This is a genomic window from Flavobacteriales bacterium (genome assembly GCA_021296215.1).
GTDB lineage: Bacteria > Bacteroidota > Bacteroidia > Flavobacteriales > ECT2AJA-044 > ECT2AJA-044.
On record JAGWBA010000074.1, the window covers coordinates 1 to 346 of the forward strand.

Sequence of the window (346 nt, forward strand, 5' to 3'; positions counted from 1 at the left end):
GGATTTAACCGGTTGATGCGCCGGGTTCGTAAACAGGCTTCTACTCATCATGAGCTGACCTTCTTAATGGAAGCCACCGGAGTGTATCATGAATCGCCGGCCTACCACCTACATGGGCTAAAGCAACGCGTTTGCGTAGTGCTTCCTAACTCGATCAAGCACTACGGGATTAGCTTGGGAATTAGTAGTAAAACCGACCCTATAGATGCGCGGCTTCCGGCTCGACCGGGAGTTGAGAGAGAACATCGTTTGTGGACTCCTCCGGGCAAAGACCTTCGAAAGCTTCGTCAACTCACTCGCTATGTTGGTCAGCTTAAGGATCAGCGAACGGCTATTGAAAACCTCA

1 protein-coding gene is annotated in these 346 nt (G+C 50.9%); it reads left to right on the plus strand.

Features of this window, described 5'->3' with window-relative positions:
- On the plus strand, positions 1-346 hold a 346-nt coding region (locus J4F31_10540; GenBank protein ID MCE2496995.1), incomplete at both ends, for a transposase.